Annotated in this window: 21 protein-coding genes; 10 read left to right on the top strand and 11 right to left on the bottom strand. The window is 66.1% G+C overall.

Annotated elements, in window-relative coordinates:
- Positions 1-11 precede the first annotated feature (11 nt).
- Both KBY88_RS07210 and KBY88_RS07205 read right to left on the bottom strand, forming a co-directional pair.
- Entirely contained in the window at positions 12-989 is a 978-nt protein-coding gene (locus tag KBY88_RS07210; RefSeq protein ID WP_254939245.1) for an MlaD family protein, read from the bottom strand.
- Positions 990-993: 4 nt separating this feature from the next.
- Entirely contained in the window at positions 994-1,818 is an 825-nt protein-coding gene (locus tag KBY88_RS07205; protein WP_254939244.1) for an ABC transporter ATP-binding protein, read from the bottom strand.
- Positions 1,819-1,973: 155 nt separating this feature from the next.
- Between KBY88_RS07205 and KBY88_RS07200 the strand changes: the two genes are divergently transcribed.
- Positions 1,974-3,290, top strand: a complete 1,317-nt coding sequence (locus tag KBY88_RS07200; RefSeq protein WP_254939347.1) for a gluconeogenesis factor YvcK family protein — start codon at positions 1,974-1,976, stop codon at positions 3,288-3,290.
- Here the strand turns inward: KBY88_RS07200 and KBY88_RS07195 are convergent.
- The 3 genes from KBY88_RS07195 to ndhC are packed head-to-tail and all read right to left on the bottom strand — an operon-like array spanning position 3,284 to position 4,958.
- Entirely contained in the window at positions 3,284-3,844 is a 561-nt protein-coding gene (locus KBY88_RS07195; protein ID WP_254939243.1) for an NAD(P)H-quinone oxidoreductase subunit J, read from the bottom strand. The two genes, KBY88_RS07200 and KBY88_RS07195, sit on opposite strands and share 7 nt — an antisense overlap.
- Positions 3,837-4,592, bottom strand: a complete 756-nt coding sequence (gene nuoB / locus KBY88_RS07190) for an NADH-quinone oxidoreductase subunit NuoB (RefSeq protein ID WP_254939242.1) — start codon at positions 4,590-4,592, stop codon at positions 3,837-3,839. Before nuoB ends, KBY88_RS07195 begins: the two co-directional genes overlap by 8 nt.
- Positions 4,593-4,595: 3 nt before the next feature.
- Positions 4,596-4,958, bottom strand: coding sequence for a photosynthetic/respiratory NAD(P)H-quinone oxidoreductase subunit C (gene ndhC, locus KBY88_RS07185; RefSeq protein ID WP_254939241.1), 363 nt, complete (start codon positions 4,956-4,958; stop codon positions 4,596-4,598).
- Positions 4,959-5,073: 115 nt separating this feature from the next.
- On the opposite strand from ndhC, the gene KBY88_RS07180 reads away from it, so the two are divergent.
- The 8 genes from KBY88_RS07180 (at position 5,074) to KBY88_RS07145 (ending at position 8,050) form a co-directional block, all read left to right on the top strand.
- The gene (locus tag KBY88_RS07180; RefSeq protein WP_254939240.1) at positions 5,074-5,580 is read left to right on the top strand and encodes a rubredoxin; all 507 of its coding nucleotides are present in this window, start codon (positions 5,074-5,076) and stop codon (positions 5,578-5,580) included.
- Positions 5,581-5,585: 5 nt separating this feature from the next.
- Positions 5,586-6,584, top strand: coding sequence for a photosynthesis system II assembly factor Ycf48 (locus KBY88_RS07175; protein ID WP_254939239.1), 999 nt, complete (start codon positions 5,586-5,588; stop codon positions 6,582-6,584).
- A gap of 128 nt (positions 6,585-6,712) precedes the next feature.
- Positions 6,713-6,961: a cytochrome b559 subunit alpha gene (gene psbE, locus KBY88_RS07170; protein WP_254939238.1), complete on the top strand. Its 249-nt coding sequence runs from the start codon at positions 6,713-6,715 to the stop codon at positions 6,959-6,961.
- A gap of 3 nt (positions 6,962-6,964) precedes the next feature.
- Positions 6,965-7,102 (top strand): cytochrome b559 subunit beta, encoded by a 138-nt coding sequence (gene psbF / locus KBY88_RS07165; RefSeq protein ID WP_254939237.1) that lies wholly within the window; start codon positions 6,965-6,967, stop codon positions 7,100-7,102.
- Between the two features lie 12 nt (positions 7,103-7,114).
- Positions 7,115-7,234, top strand: a complete 120-nt coding sequence (psbL, locus tag KBY88_RS07160; RefSeq protein ID WP_254939236.1) for a photosystem II reaction center protein PsbL — start codon at positions 7,115-7,117, stop codon at positions 7,232-7,234.
- 15 nt (positions 7,235-7,249) lie between these two features.
- Complete coding sequence (locus tag KBY88_RS07155; RefSeq protein ID WP_254939235.1) at positions 7,250-7,450, top strand: photosystem II reaction center protein J; 201 nt, start codon at positions 7,250-7,252, stop codon at positions 7,448-7,450.
- 209 nt (positions 7,451-7,659) lie between these two features.
- On the top strand, positions 7,660-7,827 hold the full coding sequence (locus KBY88_RS07150; RefSeq protein WP_254939234.1) for a hypothetical protein: 168 nt from the start codon (positions 7,660-7,662) through the stop codon (positions 7,825-7,827).
- Positions 7,828-7,852: 25 nt separating this feature from the next.
- Positions 7,853-8,050: a hypothetical protein gene (locus KBY88_RS07145; RefSeq protein ID WP_254939233.1), complete on the top strand. Its 198-nt coding sequence runs from the start codon at positions 7,853-7,855 to the stop codon at positions 8,048-8,050.
- 45 nt (positions 8,051-8,095) lie between these two features.
- Here the strand turns inward: KBY88_RS07145 and KBY88_RS07140 are convergent, their stop codons facing one another.
- The 5 genes from KBY88_RS07140 to gmd are packed head-to-tail and all read right to left on the bottom strand — an operon-like array spanning position 8,096 to position 13,697.
- Entirely contained in the window at positions 8,096-9,142 is a 1,047-nt protein-coding gene (locus KBY88_RS07140; protein ID WP_261348527.1) for an NAD-dependent epimerase, read from the bottom strand.
- 1 nt (position 9,143) lies between these two features.
- Positions 9,144-10,529 carry a nucleotide sugar dehydrogenase gene (locus KBY88_RS07135; RefSeq protein WP_254939232.1) on the bottom strand — a complete coding sequence of 462 codons (1,386 nt, stop codon included), beginning with the start codon at positions 10,527-10,529 and terminating at the stop codon, positions 9,144-9,146.
- Positions 10,526-11,476 carry a UDP-glucuronic acid decarboxylase family protein gene (locus KBY88_RS07130; RefSeq protein WP_254939231.1) on the bottom strand — a complete coding sequence of 317 codons (951 nt, stop codon included), beginning with the start codon at positions 11,474-11,476 and terminating at the stop codon, positions 10,526-10,528. Before KBY88_RS07130 ends, KBY88_RS07135 begins: the two co-directional genes overlap by 4 nt.
- Positions 11,477-11,505: 29 nt before the next feature.
- Complete coding sequence (locus tag KBY88_RS07125; protein WP_254939230.1) at positions 11,506-12,525, bottom strand: GDP-L-fucose synthase family protein; 1,020 nt, start codon at positions 12,523-12,525, stop codon at positions 11,506-11,508.
- Positions 12,522-13,697 carry a GDP-mannose 4,6-dehydratase gene (gmd, locus tag KBY88_RS07120; RefSeq protein WP_254939345.1) on the bottom strand — a complete coding sequence of 392 codons (1,176 nt, stop codon included), beginning with the start codon at positions 13,695-13,697 and terminating at the stop codon, positions 12,522-12,524. Before gmd ends, KBY88_RS07125 begins: the two co-directional genes overlap by 4 nt.
- Positions 13,698-13,795: 98 nt before the next feature.
- Between gmd and KBY88_RS07115 the strand changes: the two genes are divergently transcribed.
- Positions 13,796-15,160: an exopolysaccharide biosynthesis polyprenyl glycosylphosphotransferase gene (locus tag KBY88_RS07115; RefSeq protein ID WP_254939229.1), complete on the top strand. Its 1,365-nt coding sequence runs from the start codon at positions 13,796-13,798 to the stop codon at positions 15,158-15,160.
- A gap of 27 nt (positions 15,161-15,187) precedes the next feature.
- Here the strand turns inward: KBY88_RS07115 and hisS are convergent, their stop codons facing one another.
- Entirely contained in the window at positions 15,188-16,465 is a 1,278-nt protein-coding gene (gene hisS / locus KBY88_RS07110) for a histidine--tRNA ligase (RefSeq protein WP_254939344.1), read from the bottom strand.
- Between the last annotated feature and the right edge of the window lie 39 nt (positions 16,466-16,504).

Below are 16,504 nucleotides of genomic sequence, written 5' to 3'. Positions count from 1 at the left end.
CTGTGGTGACCTCAGCGCATCGGCACGGCCGGCCGACCAATCGGCGCCCCGGCCGGCGTTTTGGACCCTGACTTCGCTCCGGTCTTGGCGTCACCGGCCTGCGCCGGGTAGAGCTCATCGAAGAACTTGCCCAGGCCCAGGGTCACGCTCCGCACCCCATCCATGAACTGGGGATCGGCGGTGAGCTTGTTGACGTCCCCGCCGACGGCCTCCCAGCGGGCGGTGAGCTTCTCGGCGTTGGCGGCGGTGGTTTTCAGTTGGGCAACGGTGCGCGGGTTGTCGAAGGCGGCAGCGACGTTACGGATGTGGCGCGTGGCCTGGGCCGCCTCGGCGGTGGCCGTCTTGAGATTGGCCAGGATCGGATCGGCCTGGCGCACCGCAGCGTTGAGATCCCTCACGAGCACACGTGAGTCACCCAGAAAGCGGTTGGCCTGCTTGGACGTGCCATCAATGCTGGTGGTGAGATCGGCGATGCGGGGCACGATCCGCTGCTCATTGGCCTGATTGAGAAGGTTCTGCATCAAACTGGTGACACTGCTGAGACTGGCTGCCACAGTCCCGGGCACCTCGCCACCGGAGCAAACCATCACCTTGGGATCGCAATCGCGGGAACCCGGGCGGGCGGTTGGTTCGCCACTCGGTGGGGCCGTGGAAATCAGGGCCACCTCAGCGTCGCCGCCCAGCAGCGAGCCCGTGGTGACCTCGGCCATGACCGGGCGCCGCAGGCGCAAATTGGGGTCGCTGATCTCCAGCAGCGCCTCCACTGCGCCGGAGCTCACCTGGATCTTGCGCACACTGCCCCCCAACACGCCGCGGTAAGTAACCGAGGAACGATCCGCGAGACCGGCGGCATCGGCAAAGCGCACCTTGATCGTCCAGATGTTCTGATTCAGGGAAATACCCTTGAGCCAGGCCCAAAGGCCCACCCCGCCGGCGATCGCCGCCAGCAACGAGAACCCCACAATCGCCTCGCGCAGACTGCGGCGCATGGGTTCAGAGCTCCGCCGGTTGCATCGGGCCGTTCAGGCTACCGCTCCTGAACTGCTCAACAAAGGGATTGTCGCTGCGGCGGAACTCCTCGACACGGCCCATCCAGCGAAAACGACCGTCGTAGAGCAACGCCACCCGATCAGCGGCACGGTCGATCGTGCTGCGCACATGGCTGACCACCACCGCCGATCCCTTGGCCACCTCGGTGGTCTTGACGATCAGATCCTCAATGCGCGTGCAGGCCACCGGATCCAGTCCGGCCGTGGGCTCATCGAACAGCAGCAACGGGGCTCGGCCCGGCGGCTTGGTGGGGTCATCGATCAGGGCCCGCGCGAAGCTCACGCGCTTCTGCATGCCACCGCTGAGTTCGCCGGGAAGCATGTCCTCGATGCCGTAGAGCCCCACCGCCTCCAGGCACTGCCGGACCCGTTCACGGATCTCCGCCGGCCGCAGCCGGCCATGGCGGTAGAGCAGGAAGCCCACGTTTTCCTGCACGGTGAGCGAGCCCAGCAAAGCGGGGTTCTGGAACACCAGGCGCACGTCCGGGGGGTGGCGTTGGTCGAGGCGCAGGTAGCGCTGCTCCGATCCGTGGAGGCGCAGGGTGCCGCTGCTGGGCAACTGCAAGCCGGCCATGATCCGAAGAATCGTGGACTTGCCTGCCCCAGACGGCCCCACCACCACCAGGCGCTCATCGGGGGAGAGCACCAGATCCACCTCCTCAAGTACGAAGCGCTCGCCCCAGCGCATGGTCAGACGCTCCATCTCCGCCACGGGCTCAGTGCTCGGAACCGGATCGATCACAGCGGAGGGCGGCAGGGCTGGGGCCATCCTCGCTTTGGTTCGTACAGTTCTGGCATTCCCCATCGGCGTTACGCGCCAGTGGCTTGAGCCCCAAGACCCCCAGCCCGCGCCTCCGCGCCATCCGCCGGCGCTCCCAACGCCCCAGTTGGGTGGGCCGCGGCCATCTGCGCCAGCAAGACCTGATGAGCCGCTCACGGCGGGCGGTCCGCTGGCTTCAGCCGGGACTGGTGGTGAAGCGTTGGATGCTCACCTCAGGCATCGGTTTACTGGTTCTGCTGCTGGGGGCGGCGGTCTGGGCGGATCTCAAGCCGATCTACTGGTTCCTCGAGTCACTCAACTGGCTGCTCAAGAACATCACCACCGTGATGCCGCGAGCGATCACCGGTCCACTGGTGCTGGTCATCGGAGGTGCCTTGATCTGGCTGGGTCAGAGCCGCAGCTTCGGCTCGATCCAACAGGCCCTGGCACCGGAGAAAGGCACGGAACTCGTGGATGCGCTCCTCGCCCAGCGGCGCCTGAACCGCGGGCCGGCGATCGTGGCGATCGGCGGCGGAACGGGCCTGTCCACGCTGCTCAGCGGCCTCAAGCGCTACAGCAGCAATCTCACGGCGATCGTCACGGTGGCCGACGACGGTGGCAGCAGTGGTGTGCTGCGGCGGGAGCTGGGGGTGCAACCCCCTGGCGACATCCGCAACTGCCTGGCGGCGCTCTCCACCGAAGAGCCGCTGCTCACGCGTCTGTTTCAGTACCGCTTCAAGGCCGGCAGCGGGCTGGAGGGCCACAGCTTCGGCAACCTTTTTCTCTCTGCCCTCACAGCGATCACCGGCAGCCTGGAATCGGCGATCACCGCCAGCAGCCGGGTGCTGGCGGTGCAGGGTCAGGTGGTGCCCGCCACCAACGCGGACGTGCGCCTCTGGGCCGAGCTGGAGAACGGCGAACGTATCGAGGGGGAATCGCGCATCGGCCAGGCTTCGAGTCCGATCGTGCGCCTGGGCTGCACCCCTGATCGCCCCCCCGCCCTGCCCAGGGCCCTGGAGGCGATTGCCCACGCCGACTTGATCGTGCTGGGTCCTGGCAGCCTTTACACCTCGCTCCTCCCCAACCTGCTCGTACCGGAGCTGGTGGAGGCGATTTCCCGCAGCAAAGCCCCACGCCTCTACATCTGCAACCTGATGACCCAGCCCGGCGAAACCGATGGACTGGACGTGGGGGGGCATCTGCGGGCCATCGAGGCCCAGCTGGCCAGCCTGGGGGTGGAGCAACGGCTGTTCAGCGCTGTTCTGGCCCAGGAATCCCTGGAGGATCCAGCGCTCGTGGCGCATTACCGCAACCGCGGCGCCGAACCCGTCATCTGTGACCTGGGCCAGCTGCGCAACCGGGGCTACGAGGTGACCCTGGCGCCCCTCCAGGGGGGCCGTCCGAGTGCCACCTTGCGCCACGACCCCCGCAGCCTCGCCCTGGCGGTGATGCGCTTTTTCCGCCGCAGCAAGGGTCAGTAGGCGTCCTGGAGCTCGTAAAAATCAGGCTGAACGTAGTCCTTGCGCAGGGGGTAGCCCTTCCAGTCTTCGGGCATCAACAAACGCTTGGGATGGGGATGCCCCTCGAAGCGGATGCCGTACATGTCGAAAGTCTCCCGCTCCTGCCAATCAGCGCCACGAAAGAGGGCGTAGAGGCTGGGGATCGTGAGATCACCGTCACGCTCCAGGAACACCTTCAGGCGCACTTCCTCGGGGTGGCTGCCGGCGGCAGGGTTGGGATCTGCAGCGGCGGCGAGGCGCACCAGGTGGTAGAAGCTCACCAAGCGTCCACCCGGGCCTTCGTCGTAGCCACCCTGGACCTGGAGGTAATCGAAGCCACGGGACTTCAGGGCCGCCGCCACGATCGGCAGCACCAACGGCTCCACGCCGATGAGCTCCACCCCAAGATGATCAGGTTCTAGAGCCTGATGCTCGAAACCTTCAGAGTTCAGCCACTGGCTCCATGGGCCGCTCGGGGGCGCGGCCAGGGCCGAAGCCGTTTCGGGAGTGGAGCTGAGATCGGTGGGATCAGGCATCGCCCTGGGCTTGGAGAGAGGGGACGGTTTCAGTCAGGGCCACGGGCAGGGCGGCCGAGGCGGCCAGGGCCGCCCGCTGGGTTTCAGCGCGCAAGTAAGTGCCATCGACGATCGGCAGGACCGCCACCATTTGGTGCTCGATGGTGAGGTAGCGGTGGGTGGGCACCAGTTGACCCCGCTCAGCAATCGATTCGTTTGCCACCTTTTTGCGCAGCTTGATCACCGCATCGAAGATGGCCTCAGGGCGCGGGGGGCAACCGGGCAAATAGAGATCAACGGGAATCAGCTTGTCGACCCCTCGCACCGCGGTGGTGGAGTCGGCGCTGAACATGCCGCCGGTGATCGTGCAAGCCCCCATGGCGATCACATACTTGGGCTCGGGCATCTGTTCATAGAGGCGCACCAAGGCCGGAGCCATCTTCATCGTGACCGTACCGGCAACAATGAGAAGGTCGGCCTGGCGCGGGCTGGAGCGGGGCACCAGGCCAAAGCGGTCAAAGTCGAAGCGGGAACCGATCAGGGCCGCGAATTCGATGAAACAGCAGGCGGTGCCGTAGAGAAGCGGCCAGAGGCTGCTCAGCCGCGCCCAGTTATGGAGATCATCCAGGCTAGTGAGGATGATGTTTTCCGAGAGGGCGTTGGTGACACCAGGGGCGCCCACAGGGTTGCAGCTGGCGGCCCGCAGGTCCCGCAGCGCATCAATCCCCTGGTTGGACGGGGAGGTGGGTGAAGAAGTGGTGAGGGTCATGGTTCAGCTCCATTCCAGGGCGCCTTTGCGCCAGGCATAGGCGAGCGCCACCACGAGGATGGCGATGAAAATCAGGGCCTCAATGAAGGCCAGCAGCCCCAGGGTGTGAAAGGCCACCGCCCAGGGATAGAGAAAGACTGTCTCCACATCGAAGATGACGAAGACAAGAGCGAACATGTAGTAGCGGATGTTGAACTGAATCCAGGCCCCGCCGATGGGCTCCATGCCCGACTCATAGGTGAGCTGCCGCTCCCCCGCCTGGGAGCGGGGGGAGAGCACCTTGTTGCTGACCAGGGCCAACACCGGAACCGCAGCCGAAATCAGCAGAAAGCCCAGAAAGGCGTCGTATCCGGAGAGAACGAACATGGGAGGGACTGACCTGGGGCGCAGTCTGGCACCTGTGGGCCAGAGCTGAAGCCTGCGGCCACTGGATCCGAAGCCCCTCGATAGATTGACCCCAGCGCAGTGGGCGACAACACCGATGGCTTCCCCCCAGGACCAGGCTCTGGACGCCCCCGAACCGCCCCCACAGCCAGCAGCCACAACGGCGCTTGTCGCCGGGGGGCTCAGCGAGGCGTCCCGCCCCGAAGACGGACCGGATCCAGCGACTCAGCCCTTTGCTGAAGGAGCTGCCGGTGCTGAAGCAGGCGAAGGTGCTGCCGCGGTCGATGACGGCCGCGACCACCGGTTCGAATGCCTCAGCTGCGGCTTCGTCTTCGACCCCGCCGAGGGCATCCGCAAGCTCGGGATCGAACCCGGCGTCGCCTTCGAAGACCTCGATCCCCTGAGCTTCCGCTGCCCGGTCTGCCGCAGCAAGATCGGTGCCTTCAAGGACATCGGTCCGCGCAACAAGCCCAGTGGCTTCGAGGAAAACCTGGGCTTCGGCCTGGGGGTCAACCAGCTGACCCCCGGCCAGAAGAACGTGCTGATCTTCAGCGCCTTTGCCTTGGCCATTGCCTTCTTCCTGTCTCTCTATTCCCTTCGCTGAGTCCCGTGAAACGGCCGCTGCTCTCCACCCTGCTCAGCCTCGTCCTCGCCCTGGGCCTGGCCCTTGGGGCAGGCGGCTGCTCCCGCTCCTTTCTGCCTGTCGCCGAGGCCAGCCCCTGGGAGGCGGTGGAGCTGCCCAGCCGCTCCAACCCCCTGGATCTGGCCTTCACCGATGACCGCCATGGCCTGCTGGTGGGGAGCAACCGGCTGATCCTCGAAACCGGGGACGGCGGCGCCAGCTGGCAGGAACGCGCCCTGGAGCTGCCCGCTGAGGAAAACTTCCGGCTGCTCAGCATCGATTTCCGCGGCCAGGAGGGCTGGATCGCCGGCCAGCCTGGCCTGCTGCTGCACAGCGACGACGGCGGACAGAGCTGGACCCGGCTGCTGCTGGACACCAAGCTCCCCGGAGAGCCGTACCTGATCACCGCCCTCGGACCGAACCAGGCTGAACTGGCCACCAATGTGGGCGCCATCTACGCCAGCACCGATGGCGGCAGCACCTGGCAAGCCAAGGTTGGAGATGCCGCCGGCGCCCTGCGCGACCTTCGTCGCGGCAGGGATGGGTCTTATGTGGGTGTTTCGAGCCTGGGAAATTACTTCGCCACCTGGGAGCCCGGCCAGGGGGCCTGGCAACCGCACCAACGCATCAGCAGCCAGCGGCTGCAGAGCATGGGTCAGCAGCCCGACGGCCAGCTCTGGATGCTCTCCCGCGGGGCCCAGATGCGCTTCGACGGCACGGCGGACGACCCGGAGAGCTGGGCCAAACCAGTGGTTCCCATCGTCAACGGCTACGGCTACCTCGACATGGCCTGGGACCCCACTGGCGCGATCTGGGCCGGTGGCGGCAGTGGCACCCTGCTGATGAGCCGGGATGGCGGCCACAACTGGAGCACCGACCCAGTGGGTCTGCGCCAGGGAACGAACTTCAGCCGCATCGTCTTCACTGCTGACGACAAGGGTTTCGTGCTTGGAGAGCGCGGTCACCTGCTGCGCTGGGTGGGCTGAAGGATCGGTGCCCCGGCGTTGGACCAAGCCAAACACGGGAACTGCGTCCCTCTGTAACCAACCAACGCCCGCGGCCTCGATCGCCTGTGCCGCACCCTTAGGATCGCTGGGCTGAATTGCCCGCTGCTATGGCTGCCGGCTCCACCGGAGAACGCCCGTTCTTCGAGATCATCACAAGCATCCGCTACTGGGTCATCCACGCCGTCACATTGCCGGCGATTTTCCTGGCCGGATTCTTTTTCGTCTCCACAGGTCTGGCCTACGACGCCTTTGGAACTCCTCGTCCGGATGCTTATTTCCAATCCCAGGAAAGCAAGGCTCCGGTCGTGAGCCAGCGCTACGAGGCCAAGAGCCAACTCGATCTGCGCTTGAAATAGGCCATGAGTCAATCCCCCATCGCCACCACACCGCGCAACTATCCGATCTTCACGGTGCGTTGGCTCTCGGTGCATGCCCTCGGTATTCCGACGGTGTTCTTTCTGGGTGCGTTGGCGGCCATGCAGTTCGTCCGTCGCTGAACCCCTCTGGCCATGCAACGCAACACCAACCCCAACAACCTGCCGGTTGAACTGAACCGCACCAGCCTCTATTTGGGGCTGCTGCTGGTTTTCGTCACCGGTGTGCTTTTCACCAGTTATTTCTTCAACTGATCCGGAGCCTCAGCCATGAGCGGCAAGAAATCCACACTGCCCGACGGCCGTCTGCCTGACCGCCTGCCCGATGGCCGTCCTGCTGTCGCCTGGCGCAGCCGTTGGACCGAAGGCGTATTGCCCCTGTGGCTGGTGGCCACCGCCGGAGGCATTGCCGTGATCTTCGTGGTCGGTCTGTTCTTCTATGGCTCCTACGTGGGTGTGGGTTCGGCCTGATCCCAGGTCCTTCGCCCCAACACGAATCAAGCGGGTCCTGGGGCCCGTTTTTTTTGGCCCTTCCCACGTCGCAGACCTTCCGACCCGATCTGAGGGCTTGGACTATCCGGCCATCCGACTCAATCTGAGCCCAGCGACTATTCGCTTGTTTCGCCTTCCTAAACCGATCCCAGGCCCCAACGCCGCCCGCGGCGGCCCGCCCCCGGGAGTTGTTCTGCCCTTCCCACCCCGAGCAACGGGTGGGGGGCAACGGCAAGAAGCACATCCTTCACCTGCCCACCCCCGATCAACTGAAGGCCCGGGGCATGGCCAACAGGCGGGCGCGGCTGGTGATCAACGACTACCCGGGTGCTGGTGTTGAGCAACGAGTGGCTTGAGCAGCTCTTCTGTCCCCAGTGAGGTATGGCCCATTGGTGCCATGCGGTGCGCCAGGGTCGGGTGAGTCACAGCGTGAGCAGGGCCAAACGGGACTTCTGGCAGCAGGTGGCCCATGTCGATGCGATCGGCGGCAACTCCACCGTGAGCCAGTCCACCCCCCGGGAAGCCCGGCGCCTGCGCAACCTCCGAGTGGATGGCAAGGCCTACGTCGACCAACGTTGAAGGCCCCGGCTACCCAAGGGCCAGGGGCCCGGTGTTCAGGGGGCCTCAGACCCGGCCGTAGGTGTGGTACCAACGGGCGAACCGGCCGATTCCCTGCTCCAGGGGGGTGTGGGGAGCAAATCCCACCCAAGCCTCCAGCGCTGAGGTGTCGGCGGCGGTGGCGGCAACATCGCCCGGTTGCATGGGCTCGAACTGAGGAATGGCCTTCACTCCCAAGGCGTCTTCGAGGACCTCGATAAAGCGGAGCAGCGCTGTGGGTTGGCTGTTGCCGATGTTGAAGAGCCGGTGGGGAGCCGCCGCCGTGGCCGGGTTGGGCTCGAGTGGGTCAAAGGATGGATCCGGGGTGGCAGGCTTGTCGAGGCAGCGGATCACGCCTTCGACGATGTCGTCGATGTAGGTGAAATCGCGTTGCATGCGACCCTGGTTGAACACCCGGATCGGCGCCCCCGCCAGGATCGCCTGGGCAAACAGCATCGGTGCCATATCCGGACGCCCCCAGGGTCCGTACACCGTGAAGAAGCGCAGGCCCGTCGCGGGCAGACCGTAGAGGTGGCTGTAGGTGTGGGCCATCAGTTCGTTGGCCTTCTTGGTGGCCGCATAGAGGCTCACCGGATGATTCACCGGCTGCTGCTCGCAAAAGGGCATCCGGCGGTTGCCGCCATAAACCGAGCTACTGCTCGCGTAGACCAGATGCTGGACCCCCCGGTGGCGGCAGCACTCGAGCATGTGCCCGAAGCCCACCAGGTTGCTCTGGATGTAAAGCGCAGGGTTCTCGATCGAATGGCGCACCCCCGCCTGCGCCGCCAGGTGCACCACCCGATCCGGGCGCTCGGCATCGAACAGGTCCCCCAGCGCCGCACCGTCCTCCAGATTCAGCCGGTGAAATCGGAAAGCGCCGCCGGCGGCCTGCGGCAAGGCCTGCAACTTCTCCAGCCGAGCCATTTTGAGGGCTGGGTCGTAGTAGGCGTTGAGGTTGTCGAGGCCTACGACCGTTTCGCCACGCTGCAACAACCGCTCGGCCACGGCCGCACCGATGAAGCCTGCAACACCGGTGACCAGCACAGAAGAAGCCCCCACGTCAGCACCATTCATCTCAACCCAGGCCCACCTGCCAGACCTTGAGACCAGCGGCGCGGGCGGCACCGGCGTCGGCGATGCGGCGGGCATCGAAAACCCAGGCGGGCTGACGCATCACGGCCGAGAGAGCGGACCAGTCGAGGGAGCTGAACGTCTTCCATTCGGTGAGGATCACGATGGCATCAGCGCCGCTGGCGGCCGTGAGTGGATCGGCGGCGAGCTGCCACAGGCCATCGTCACTGGGCGCTGGGGCCCCTGCGCTGGGTGGTACCCCCAGGGCCTGACGGATCTGCTCGCCGTCCACCTTGGGGTCGTAGATCGCCAGTTGGGCGCCCTCCTCGAGCAGATCGCGGCAGATGGTGATGGCTGGGGCCTCGCGCGTGTCGTTGGTGTCGGCCTTGAAGGCGAAGCCGAGAATGGCGAGGCGCTTGCCGGTGACGGTGCCGAACAGACTCGCCACTACCTTGCTGGCGATGCGGTGCTTCTGCCAGGCATTGAGCTCCACCACCTGCTGCCAGTAACGCGCCACCTCGTGGAGGCCGTAGTGGCCGCAGAGGTAGACGAGGTTGAGGATGTCCTTCTGGAAGCAGCTGCCGCCAAACCCCGGCCCCGCCTTGAGGAACTTGGAGCCGAGGCGCGAGTCGGTACCGATGGCACGGCCCACCTCAATCACATCGGCGCCGGTGGCCTCGCAGAGGGCGGCGATCGAATTGATCGAGGAGATGCGCTGGGCGAGGAAGGCGTTGGCGGTGAGCTTGGAGAGCTCGCTGCTCCAGATGTTGGTCCGCAAGATGCGCTCGGCGGGTACCCAGTGGCCATAGATCGAGGCGAGGGCCTCAATGGCCGAGGCGTCCTCGCCGCCGATCAGCACCCGGTCGGGGTTTTCCAGATCGGTGATCGCCGTGCCCTCGGCGAGGAACTCGGGGTTGGAGAGCACCGCGAAGCTCTTGCCGGCCGGACCCGCCGCCAGAATGGTCTTGACGGTTTCGGCGGTGCGCACCGGCAGGGTGCTCTTTTCGACCACGATCGTGTGGCCGCTGGCGTTCGCAGCCACCTGCCGAGCCGAGGTCTCGATCCAGCGCAGGTCGGAGGCTTGCCCGGCCCCAGCCCCTTTGGTTTTGGTAGGGGTGTTGACCGAGAGGAACACCAGGTCGGCGCTGGCGATGGCGCCCTCCACTTCGGTGCTGAAGTGCAGGTTGCGGCCCCGGCAGCGACCCACCACCTCCGCCAGGCCAGGCTCGTAGATGGGAAGCCTGGAAAGGTCGTCGTCGTTCCAGGCAGAGATGCGACGGGCGTTGAGATCGACGACGGTGACCTGGATCTGTGGGCAGCGATCGGCGATCACGGCCATGGTGGGGCCGCCGACGTAGCCGGCACCGATGCAGCAGATGGAGTGGATCAAGGGGCCACCTCCAGGCGGGCGCGGAAGTCAGCGATGGTGCTCTCAAGACCCTGCTGCAGGGGAATGGTGGGTTCCCAGCCGAGCTCTGTGCGGGCCAGGTCGATCACGGGCTGGCGCTGGAGCGGGTCGTCCTGGGGCAAGGGCTGGGTGGTGAACGGCAGGGAGGGGTTGATGGCGGCGCGCACCAGCTCCGCCAGTTGGCGGATGGTGAACTCCCCAGGGTTGCCGATGTTGATCGGCCCGGGATGGGCGCCGTTCATCAGCCGGACCAGACCCTCCACCAGATCGTCGACGTAGCAGAACGAACGGGTCTGGGCTCCCTCGCCGTAGAGCGTGAGCGGTTCACCCCGCAGGGCCTGGACGATGAAATTGCTTACCACGCGGCCGTCGTCGGGGAGCATGCGCGGCCCATAGGTGTTGAAGATGCGGGCGACGCGGATCTCCACTCCATGGACCCGCTGATAGTCGAAGCAGAGGGTTTCGGCGACGCGCTTGCCTTCGTCGTAGCAAGCGCGAATGCCGTGGGTGTTGACGCTGCCGCGATAGCTCTCGGGCTGGGGGTGCACCTCAGGGTCGCCGTAGACCTCACTGGTGGAGGCGAGCAGCAGGCGGGCACCGACGCGGCGGGCCAGGCCGAGCATGTTCGCGGTTCCCAGAAAGCTGGTCTTGGCGGTCTTGATCGGGTTGTGCTGGTAATGGATGGGAGAGGCGGGGCAAGCCAGATGCCAGATGTGATCGACCTCAAGCCGGATCGGTTCGGTGACGTCGTGGCGAATCAGTTCGAAGCGGGGATGGCCGATCCAGCGGGCGATGTTCTCCTTGCGCCCTGTGAAGTAGTTGTCGAGGCAAAGCACCTCCTCGCCGGCCTCCATCAGCCGGTCCACCAGGTGGGACCCCACGAAACCGGCGCCGCCGGTGACAAGGTTGCGGGTGGGCGAAGCGGGCATCAAGCAGGAGGGACGGGGAACAGAAACGATCAGAGCCGCACCAGCTGCTGCTGAAGCTGGTCGCGGAACAGGGTCACCGTGCTGGCCAGGCCCTCGGCCAAGGGGATTCTGGCCCGCCAGCCCAGGGCCGCCAGGCGACTCACATCGAGTTGCTTTTTGGGGGTGCCATCGGGCTTGCTGGCATCCCAGAGAATCTCACCGGTGAAGCCCGTGGCCACCGCGACGGCCTCGGCAAGCTCCTTGATGGTGAGGTCCACACCTGTGCCCACATTGAGGTGGGTGAGCGGCTGAGCCTGATCATCCCGTGGGGCGCCAGGAGCGGCAGGATCCCAATGCTCGAGGGCGAACACACAGGCCGCGCCCAGATCATCCACGTGCAGGAACTCCCTCAGCGGTGCACCGGTTCCCCAGCAGCTGACCGCTGGGGCCTTGGCCTCGGCAGCCTCGTGGAAGCGGCGGATCAGGGCCGGCAACACGTGGGAGTTGAGCGGGTGGTAGTTGTCTCCCGGCCCGTAGAGATTCGTGGGCATCAGGCTGATCGCATCGAAGCCGTGCTGCTTGCGCAGGGCCGCGCATAGCTTGATGCCGGCGATCTTGGCGATCGCGTACCACTCGTTGGTGGGCTCAAGGGTGCCGGTGAGCAGAGCCGTCTCTGGGATCGGCTGCTCAGCGAACTTGGGATAGATGCAACTGCTGCCCAGAAAAAGCAGGCGCCGGGTGCCCGTGCGCCAGGCACTCTCGATCACATGGGTCTGGATCTTGAGGTTGTCGAGCAGAAAATCGGCGGGGTAGGTGTCGTTGGAGTGGATGCCACCCACCCTGGCGGCCGCCAGCACCACCACATCGGGGCGCCGGGCCTCGAACCAGGCGCGCACGGCCGGTCCATCCTCCAGATCCAGTTCGCTGCGGGACGCCGTGAGCAGCTGGCCGTAGCCGGCCGCGCCCAGGGCGCGCACGATCGCACCGCCGGCCATGCCCCGGTGACCGGCCACAAAGATCCCGTCAGCAGGGCTGATCAGCGGTGAGTGGGGAGCAGCGGTCGTACTCATGGATCGCCTGTGCCGGTAGAAACGATCACCGAAGCACTGCTGGGGGGATTCTCCATCGACCCCACCACGTTGAAACCCTTGAGGCGCAGGTAAGCCTCCTTTTTGGCCTCCTCGACGTCATGGCGCACCATTTCCACCACCAGCTCCTCGAGCGTGGTGGTGGGAGTCCAGCCCAATTTCTCGTGGGCTTTGCCAGGGTCTCCCAGCAGCGTTTCCACCTCCGCCGGGCGGAAGTAGCGCGGATCGATGCGCACCACCACTTCGCCGGTGCCCGCGCGCGTGCCGATCTCCTCGATGCCCTCCCCGCTCCAGACGATGCCACCCCAGCCCAGCTGATCGGCGCTCAGCTCAATGAAGCGCCGCACGGTTTCCTGGCGGCCGGTGGCGATCACGAAGTCTTCCGGTGGGCCCTGCTGCTGCAGCATCCGCCACTGCATCTCGACGTAATCGCGGGCGTGGCCCCAGTCCCGCAGGGAATCGAGATTGCCCATGAACAGACATTCGTCGAGGCCCGCATCGATCCGCGCCAGACCGCGCGTGATCTTGCGGGTCACGAAGGTCTCACCGCGCCGGGGGCTCTCATGGTTGAACAAAATCCCGTTGCAGGCATACATCCCGTAGGCCTCGCGGTAATTGACCGTGATCCAGTAGGCGTAGAGCTTGGCAACGCCGTAGGGGCTACGCGGATAAAACGGCGTGCTCTCCCTCTGGGGGATCTCCTGCACCAGCCCGTACAACTCGCTGGTGGAGGCCTGGTAGATGCGGGTTTGGGCGGTGAGATCGAGGATCCGCACCGCCTCAAGGATGCGCAAGGTGCCGAGGGCATCGGAATTGGCGGTGTATTCGGGGCTCTCGAAGCTCACCGCCACATGGCTCTGGGCGCCGAGGTTGTAGATCTCATCGGGCTGCACCTGCTGGATGATCCGGATCAGGTTGGTGGAATCGGTGAGATCGCCGTAGTGGAGCGTGAGCCGGGGGGAGGTGCCGCTGCTGTCGAGCTCGTGGGGATCTTGGTAGAGGTGATCGATGCGATCGGTGTTGAAGCTGCTGGCGCGGCGCTTGATGCCATGCACCTGGTAGCCCTTCTCCAGCAGCAACTCAGCCAAATAGGAGCCGTCTTGACCCGTGATGCCCGTGATCAGGGCGGTCTTCGAACGGTTCGTACTCTGCATGAAATCGCCAGGACTGCGGATGCCGGTCTCCAAGGCGCCCAGTATCCCAGCCACGCAGGCCGACCCATAGAGTCGCTCTCCTAGACAGGGCGACCGGCATGTGGTGGAGGACCCCCTGGCTGAGGCAGCGCTGGCTGCTGCTGGGGCTCACCCTTCTCGATGCCGCTCTGCTGCTGGGGTTCTACAACCTGCTCTTCTGGCACCGTTTTGGCCGCTGGGCAGGGTTCACTCCCTCGGTATGGGCGCTCGTGATGCTTTGGGTAGGGGCCTCCTACCTTCTGGGGCGCTACTCCAAACCGGAGCAAGGTCAACGGGATTCCCAGCGTTGGCGTCTGATGGCCACCGTTCTGGTGGCGCTGCTGGTGCTGGCCAGCGTGGTGGTGATCTTGAGCTGGGGCCTGAAGATCGACGATCCGCGCACCTTCCGCAGCTTCATCTTGCCGTTGCTGGCGGCCACCACAGGTGTGTCAGCGCTCGCCCAGCTGTGGGCGAGCCGCAGGCAACGGCGCAGGCACCAATGGCTGCTGGTGGGAGACGGCGATGAAATCAGGATCCTGCAGCAGGAACTGCTCCATGACCTGGAGGCCCAGGGGCTGGAACTTTTTTATTGCGACGGAGCATCGCTTCACCTGCAGCACCAACGGATCGAGGCCGGGCTCGATGGCATCGCCGTGAGTGAGGCGGCTCCGCTCGACGACGGCCTGCTCCAGGAGCTGCTGGCCATCCGGGGCAAGGGAACCACGGTGTGCAGCCTGGTGGTCTGGGCAGAGCAGCACCTCCAGCGCGTACCCCCTGAGTTGTTCTCCAGCCGCTGGCTCGTGCAGGCGGAAGGGTTCGAACTGCAACCGGGCCGCTGGGGCTGGCGCCTGAAGCGGCTCGGGGATCTGGCGGTTGCCTCGTTGCTGCTGGTGCTCAGCGCACCGCTGCTGACCCTGGCGGCCGTGGCCATCAAGATCAGCGACGGCGGCAGGGTGCTCTACAGCCAACGGCGCACAGGGATGTACGGGGAGCCCCTTGAGATCTGGAAACTGCGCAGCATGGAGGTGCGGGCGGAAACCCAGGGGGCCCAATGGGCCCAGCGGAATGACCCCCGGATCACCCGGATCGGCGCCTGGCTGCGCAAGCTCCGCCTCGATGAACTGCCCCAGTTGGTGAGTGTGCTTAAGGGCGACATGAGCCTGATCGGCCCTCGCCCGGAGCGCCCGGAGCTGGAAGGGGAACTGGAAGAGGCGATTCCCCATTACCGGGTGCGCCACTGGGTCCGGCCTGGATTAAGCGGCTGGGCGCAGGTCTGCTACCCCTACGGCGCCAGCATCGAAGACAGCCGCATGAAGCTCAGCTACGACCTCTACTACCTGCGCAACGCCAACCTGATGCTGGACGTGCTGATCCTGATCAAGACCCTGCGGCTGGTGGCCCTGGGACAGGGGGCTGTGCCCCGTGACCTGCCGCAGAGGAACTGAGCACCAAGACAACAGACCAGCAACGTCTCAGCCCAACCGCAACCGCAGGCCATCCAGGTCTTTCACGGCTAGACGCAGCTCCCGGGCCGGATCACCCGTGCCCTCCCGCAGCGGTCTGAGCAACACCACGCCCGATTCCGCCTCCCCCTCGCCGATCACTGCCACCCAGCGGGCGCCGCTGCGGTCGGCGCGCTTGAACTGCTTGGTGAAGGCGGAGGCGCTCAGATCCAGCTCCACCGACAGGCCCCGCTGGCGCAACCCGCGTGCCAGCACCAGGGCCAAGGGTTCGGCCCGCTCCCCCCGACTGACCACATAGAGATCGGGGGCCGGGGCCGTCGGCAAGGCCGCTGGATCCCCCTGGGCAAGCAGCACCAGCAACCGCTCCATCCCCAACGCCCAGCCGATCGCCGCCGTGGGTGCTCCGCCCAGCTGCTCGACCAGGCTGTCGTAGCGGCCGCCACCGCAGACCGTGGCCTGGGCGCCGAGCTGATCACTGGTGATTTCAAAAGCGGTGTGGCTGTAGTAATCGAGGCCGCGCACGAGGCGGGGATTGAGCTGGAAAGGAAGCCCCAGGGCCGTCAACGACTCCTGCACCAGCTGGAAGCGCTCGCGGCTCTCTGCGCCCAACGCAGCGGCGAGGGTGGGGGCCCCCGCCAGCAGCGCCTGGGTGCCGGCGTCCTTGGAATCGAGGATGCGCAGGGGATTGGTGGCCAGGCGGGCCTGGGAGTCAGGGTCGAGCTGATCGCGGCGGGCCTCAAGGAAGGTCACCAGCTCCTGGCGGTAGCGCGCGCGATCCTCAGCGCTGCCCAGCGAGTTGAGTTCCAGCGCCAGGCCCCGCACGCCCAGGTCCGCCAGCAGATCCCAGGCCAGGGCGATCACCTCGGCGTCGCTGCGGGGGTCTGCGAAGCCCAGAAATTCCACGCCGATCTGGTGGAACTGACGCTGGCGCCCCGCCTGGGGCCGCTCGTAGCGGAACATCGGCCCGCCGTACCAGAGCCGCTGGGGGCCCTGGCTCAGCAGACCGTGCTGGAGGGCGGCGCGCACCACCGAAGCGGTGCCCTCCGGCCGCAGGGTGCAGCGGCGCTCGCCCCGGTCCAGGAAGGTATACATCTCCTTGCCAACCACATCGGTGGCCTCGCCGATGCCGCGGGCGAACAGCTCGGTGACCTCCATCACGGGCGTGCGGATCTCGGCGAGGCCGGCGCGGCGGAAGTGCTCCCGGGCGCTGGCCTCCACTCCCTGCCACAGGGGCGTGGAAGCGGGCAGCAGGTCCACCATGCCCCGCAGGCTCTGCAGTTTCTCCACACCCGGGGCCTGAACTGGGGCCATCTTGGGCGATGGCCC

The sequence above is a fragment of the Cyanobium sp. Morenito 9A2 genome (assembly GCF_024345575.1).
Classification (GTDB): domain Bacteria; phylum Cyanobacteriota; class Cyanobacteriia; order PCC-6307; family Cyanobiaceae; genus ATX-6F1.
The sequence above is the reverse complement of the archived record's forward strand: the minus strand, read 5'-3'. Positions and strand labels throughout refer to the sequence as shown.

Coding starts and splice junctions, on each gene's coding strand:
- KBY88_RS07195 (WP_254939243.1), bottom strand. CDS start 3,844: ATGCCTGATCCCACCGATCTCAGCTCCACTCCCGAAACGGCTTCGGCC.
- KBY88_RS07130 (WP_254939231.1), bottom strand. CDS start 11,476: ATGCCCGCTTCGCCCACCCGCAACCTTGTCACCGGCGGCGCCGGTTTC.
- ndhC (WP_254939241.1), bottom strand. CDS start 4,958: ATGTTCGTTCTCTCCGGATACGACGCCTTTCTGGGCTTTCTGCTGATT.
- gmd (WP_254939345.1), bottom strand. CDS start 13,697: ATGCAGAGTACGAACCGTTCGAAGACCGCCCTGATCACGGGCATCACG.
- KBY88_RS07145 (WP_254939233.1), top strand. CDS start 7,853: ATGGCCCATTGGTGCCATGCGGTGCGCCAGGGTCGGGTGAGTCACAGC.
- KBY88_RS07180 (WP_254939240.1), top strand. CDS start 5,074: ATGGCTTCCCCCCAGGACCAGGCTCTGGACGCCCCCGAACCGCCCCCA.
- KBY88_RS07155 (WP_254939235.1), top strand. CDS start 7,250: ATGAGCGGCAAGAAATCCACACTGCCCGACGGCCGTCTGCCTGACCGC.
- KBY88_RS07210 (WP_254939245.1), bottom strand. CDS start 989: ATGCGCCGCAGTCTGCGCGAGGCGATTGTGGGGTTCTCGTTGCTGGCG.
- nuoB (WP_254939242.1), bottom strand. CDS start 4,592: ATGACCCTCACCACTTCTTCACCCACCTCCCCGTCCAACCAGGGGATT.
- KBY88_RS07140 (WP_261348527.1), bottom strand. CDS start 9,142: ATGAATGGTGCTGACGTGGGGGCTTCTTCTGTGCTGGTCACCGGTGTT.
- psbL (WP_254939236.1), top strand. CDS start 7,115: ATGCAACGCAACACCAACCCCAACAACCTGCCGGTTGAACTGAACCGC.
- KBY88_RS07125 (WP_254939230.1), bottom strand. CDS start 12,525: ATGAGTACGACCGCTGCTCCCCACTCACCGCTGATCAGCCCTGCTGAC.
- KBY88_RS07205 (WP_254939244.1), bottom strand. CDS start 1,818: ATGGCCCCAGCCCTGCCGCCCTCCGCTGTGATCGATCCGGTTCCGAGC.
- KBY88_RS07200 (WP_254939347.1), top strand. CDS start 1,974: ATGAGCCGCTCACGGCGGGCGGTCCGCTGGCTTCAGCCGGGACTGGTG.
- psbE (WP_254939238.1), top strand. CDS start 6,713: ATGGCTGCCGGCTCCACCGGAGAACGCCCGTTCTTCGAGATCATCACA.
- psbF (WP_254939237.1), top strand. CDS start 6,965: ATGAGTCAATCCCCCATCGCCACCACACCGCGCAACTATCCGATCTTC.
- KBY88_RS07115 (WP_254939229.1), top strand. CDS start 13,796: ATGTGGTGGAGGACCCCCTGGCTGAGGCAGCGCTGGCTGCTGCTGGGG.